The 4,756-nt window shown below is 47.2% G+C and carries 4 protein-coding genes; all 4 read right to left on the bottom strand.

Annotated features, from left to right (window positions below; genetic code table 11):
• Positions 1–2,247 (bottom strand): FtsX-like permease family protein (locus U9S71_RS20705; protein ID WP_326329761.1); only part of this gene is annotated, 2,247 nt, incomplete at its 3' end.
• 429 nt (positions 2,248–2,676) lie between these two features.
• Complete coding sequence (locus tag U9S71_RS20700) at positions 2,677–2,910, bottom strand: type II toxin-antitoxin system Phd/YefM family antitoxin (protein ID WP_326329759.1); 234 nt, start codon at positions 2,908–2,910, stop codon at positions 2,677–2,679.
• A gap of 141 nt (positions 2,911–3,051) precedes the next feature.
• Positions 3,052–4,119: an ATP-binding protein gene (locus tag U9S71_RS20695; protein WP_326329757.1), complete on the bottom strand. Its 1,068-nt coding sequence runs from the start codon at positions 4,117–4,119 to the stop codon at positions 3,052–3,054.
• 23 nt (positions 4,120–4,142) lie between these two features.
• Positions 4,143–4,382, bottom strand: a complete 240-nt coding sequence (locus U9S71_RS20690; RefSeq protein WP_326329755.1) for an AlbA family DNA-binding domain-containing protein — start codon at positions 4,380–4,382, stop codon at positions 4,143–4,145.
• Positions 4,383–4,756 lie beyond the last annotated feature (374 nt).

Raw genomic sequence — 4,756 nt, 5'->3', positions numbered from 1 at the left:
CGCCCACCACGCAATGGGTGAGGCGATGACAATGGCCAAACACACAAATTTTATAAAGTCTTTAGATAGCAACCCCACGATACCCGCTACCGAAGCACCGAGTACTTTGCGGATACCGATTTCCTTCACACGCAGGTTCAGCGTATGCACGATGAGCCCAAAGATGCCCATGGTGGCCAGCAACATCGTGAGCAGACTAAATACGCGGAATAGCCCCTGCAATTTTTCTTCTGCGGCATATTGGTGGGCTAATGTCTCTTTGACCACCTGGATATCAAACAACTTTTCGGGGTAAAGTTCTTTCCATACCGCAGCGATATCGTGCATAACGGCGGACTCCGTTCCCGGGTGTGTACGGATAAGCAACGCTCCGTAAGCGGGGTCGCGATAACCTACGATAACCGTCGGCACCGTTTGTTTATGGAGGGATTCGCTGTTGAAGTCTTCAATGATACCTACCGGGATGATGCCTATTTGCTGCAAAGGATGGTTCAATCCGGATACTTGGAGCAGACGGGCGGTGCTGGCCGTCATCAGGCACGGCCGTAAACCATCCATGGCTTCAAAATCGTTGGCTTGGATGGCATCTCCCATATTGGCCGGATCAAGGAACCGCCCTTCGGTTAACCGCAGCCCCAGTGTTTGGGCCATATTAGCCTCGCCGTCGATGTACCACAGTTCGATCTGTTTGCTGGGGTTTTGCGGATCGGGCACGTGCTCCAGCATCGGCCCCGCACCGTCCGTGGGCAGCCAATTGCTGAAACTCAGGGATTGGATTGCCGGGTTTCTCAATAATTCGGTGCGCAGGGTGTTTGCTTTGTTATCCCATGAGACATGGTTGATGCTGAGCAGCCCCTCGGTGTCAAAACCCACGTCTTTGGTTTTGAGAAAATCCACCTGTTGCTGAACAACCAGCATGGATACCAGGATAGCGATGGAAATAGCGAACTGGGCTACAACCAGGCTTTTTCTTAAAAATCCCTGACTGGCTCTGCCTGCGTTCAGCACCCGTTGCATGGTACCCACGGCGCGAAAACCCGATACCAACCACGCCGGGTATAGCCCGCTGAACAGGCAGATGGAAAAGAACGCGATAAGGGCGTAGACAAGGTAAATCCCCGCGGCCGTGAAACTGAATGCCAGCGGATGGCCGATAAACCGTTCCATGGCTGGGAATGCCAATTGATAACATAACACGGCCAGGCAACCGGATACGCTGAAAATGAGCAGCGATTCGAGGAGAGACTGTAACAGGATCCGCTTGCGCGAAGCACCGAGTATTTTTTGTACGCCTGTTTCCTTCAGGCGGCTGCTTGCGCGGGCCGTGCTGAGGTTGATATAGTTGATGCTGGCAATGAGCAACAACAATGCGGCCACGGCAGCAAAAATATAGCTGTGCTGTATATTGCCTTTTACCAATTGATAGGCTGGGAAATCCGTTTCCAAGTAAATGTCGGCCATCGGCTGCAGGGCAAACCGCATGTTGTCATTTTCGGTAAACTGGGCGTACCAATGGTTTATCTTTTGTTCGAACAGCCGAGGGTCGGTCCCTTCGCGGAGCAGGAGGTAATGCCGGGCATACTGCATGCCTGGACCTTGGCCGTCTTTCGCAAGCGCATGTTCTTTGCGCTCCTTAAGTAATATCATATCGGCCCGCAGGTGGGTGTTCGGGGGGATATCTTTCATTACGCCCGCTACAATATATGTTTGGGCATGCTCACCGTATTGGGGTACATCGTATATCTGCTCACCCAACGGGCTTTTCCCGGCAAAATGGGTCTTGCTGAACGATTCGGATACGATGATTTTATTGATATCTCCGGCCGGATCAAGGTCTTCGTGCGCAAGCAGGCCGATATCCAATAATCGTAAGGCTGTCGTGTCCGCATGGAGCATTGTCGCTTCGAGCGGAAGTTGGTCGGTTTTTTCGATTTTCAGGTGAGCGGATACGGGATAGGTTTCACTGTAGTCTTCCACTTCCGGAAAGTACTGTTTCAGTGCAGGAGCAAGTCCGGCATATACCGTCCCGCCCTTTTGGGAATAAGCGCCTCCACCCTCCCGGATAGACAGCAAGCGGTAGGTGTCGGCCGAACGGCTCCATTGCTTGTCGTATGATAGTTCATCGATGACGACCGTACCGATCAACAAACAAGCGGTTATACCCAAGGTTAAACCGAAGACATGGATAAACGTATACAGTTTCCCTTTCTTCAAGGTGCGGAGGGCGATTTTTAAGGCGTATTTCATACTTTAGTATTCAGTACAAAGTAGTTAGTACTTAGATTTAGGCGTCAGCAAACCAGCCTGTCTTTACTCCTTTGTTCTTTTTGTTCTTATTTTATTTTAGACATTAGACAACAGATTGGCCGTCGTCTTTACTCCTTGCACTTTTCATCCATATTCCCCTACCATTTTTTGAGCCAAGAACGTAACGAATTGTTGATTAGCGTATTGGGTTTATTTTGTTGGGCGATAGTGTTCGATATCGAACACCAATTGTTCACTTGCGGACAGTGTTGAGGCGGCGGCGGGTTTGTTTAACTGCGCCAAAACCGTGTTTTTTTTCGACTTTTGGCGCGATATAGATTTTTATATCACGCCAAAACCCTGTTTTTTTCATGGTTTTGTCTTTGCTCAATAGCGTTAAATTGTGGAGGGTATTTTGGAAGAGGTAATTTATCCCAACAAGTCTTCTTCGGTCATTTTAAAATTGGTCTTAAAGTGTGCTTTGACTTTCCCTTCCAGTAAGCCGAGCTTTCGTATGGGTTTGTTGGCATGTGATTCCGGGAGGAAATAACCTACGACTTCTTTCTTACAGTGGTAAGTAATCGCAAATCCGACACCCGACTTAACTTGCTCAAACACTTTGGCAAAGCGCGTCTTGAATTCACCAACTGTTATCGTTTTCATCCTTTTTCAATTGCTTATGAGAGCTCAATGCAAATTATGATTGCCCTGTGTGTCAATATGCTGATTGTACAGCCGAAAGAGAAAAGCAAGCAATATCTTTTAGCCCGTTATTAGTCCAATATTAGCCGTTTTAGCCCTTTATTAGCCCTTCCTATTAAGCGTATAATAGGTTCCTCTCCCAGTAGTACCTGTTTTATTTATTAATTCCTTGCTCACAAGATCTTGTAAGTCAAGTGTCGCTCCTGGTTTGCTTATACCTGTGATCCCCTGGTATAATCGATTGGTAATACTCCCATGTTTCTTAATATACAGTATCGCCTTGACCTGCCTTTCATTGATCTCCAGCATACGGAGATGTTCTTCGGTGTAGATATCTTTCAGAAAGACAATACTGATACCTCCTTGATTTTCTTCAATAACCGGTTCGGGTAGCCCTGCGTCTTTACACGCCTCCAAGATATTGTTTGTGCCACGCCCCCAAGCTTCCACGTAACCTGCCTTGAAAAACACATCGGCAATATTCCTGTTCCGTGGGTAAGAGGAATGTTCACCCTTTAATTCGGCTATGGTTAATTCCTCCGGCAAAGTACCCGGATTCCATAAATGTAAGCGGTCATCGTAAACACGAAGAAAAATCCAAGTACTTGAATAATCCTTATGGATAATCGAGTTCAATACGGCCTCACGCAAAGCTGGTTCGGGGTATTCAAGAGGTTCCATGCGTTCAAGTCCTTTGTAGGAGATAGGCCTGATGAGGTAACGATCCTTTAATTTCTCCATGGCCTTTTCGACCATGGTCAGTAGATTGGTTTCGATAATATCCTGAAACAGCAGGTCGCTTGAACTCTTGCCAAACCGGCCAATCTTGAAGCTGGTCGTCGGTGAAATCGAATGAGGTCGTTTACCAAAAAGCAACATGGCCGCGTTCGTAAGCTCGCCGTCTTTAGAAAGCAGGTTCAGCCGTTTCATAAGAAGCAGCGTGTCTTCTTCTATGGCAGATGCCGGAATACGTTCCTTGCTTATGGCCTTTTTCAAAAAATTCTGTATGGTTTCCGCATCCAAATCGTCAACCGTGGCATGGGAAATAGGAATATCCTCCCAACTCTTTCCGCTTTTCTTCAATAGCCAATTGTGCAGAGCTGTTCCTTTGAGTTCCTGCTTGGTACTGCCACTTCGATAGTGATAGATACCATGATACGAAATAGGCACGGTGCTTTGTGGTACAATGATTTCTAAGTAATGCTTCCCATCTTTTCATGCATGTTCACATCCACGACAAGGCCTAACTGCTGGACGATTTTGTTTGGTAGATCATCCATTAGTTTTCGGTAGCCGTCCAGGCCCGTCACATCCCCCATATCATTGATACCAATATATATTTGACCACCCTGTGCGTTGGCAAAGCCACATACCCATTTCAAGTATTCGTCACGCCATGATTGTTTGTACTCTATATTTTGCTGTTCTGGCATATTTTTGTATCAATGATTAACAAAAATACGTTTTATTAACGGTATGTCTTTACAATGCATTAGACAACCACTCCCTGAGGTTCTGTATGTTGTCGCTTAACCTGCGTTCCACCACTTTGGCATAAACCTGCGTGGTGCGGCTCGTGGGTCCGAACATCTTCGATAGACGTTATCGGCGCTCCGTTGCTCAAAGTTACGATAGTGGCAAACATCCGTCATTGGATAGCGATACGGTAGGCAAAATCGTCGAGCCAATTGCTCATGGCCCACCACGCTATCGGCGAGGTGATTGTTCACTAGCGGACAGTGTTTGGAAAAGGCTGTGGGCCTACCACAATTGCTTTAATCCCACAGACTGGTATTTGCCGATGTTT

The organism is Parapedobacter flavus, assembly GCF_035818675.1.
GTDB lineage: Bacteria > Bacteroidota > Bacteroidia > Sphingobacteriales > Sphingobacteriaceae > Parapedobacter > Parapedobacter flavus.
The sequence above is the reverse complement of the archived record's forward strand: the minus strand, read 5'-3'. Positions and strand labels throughout refer to the sequence as shown.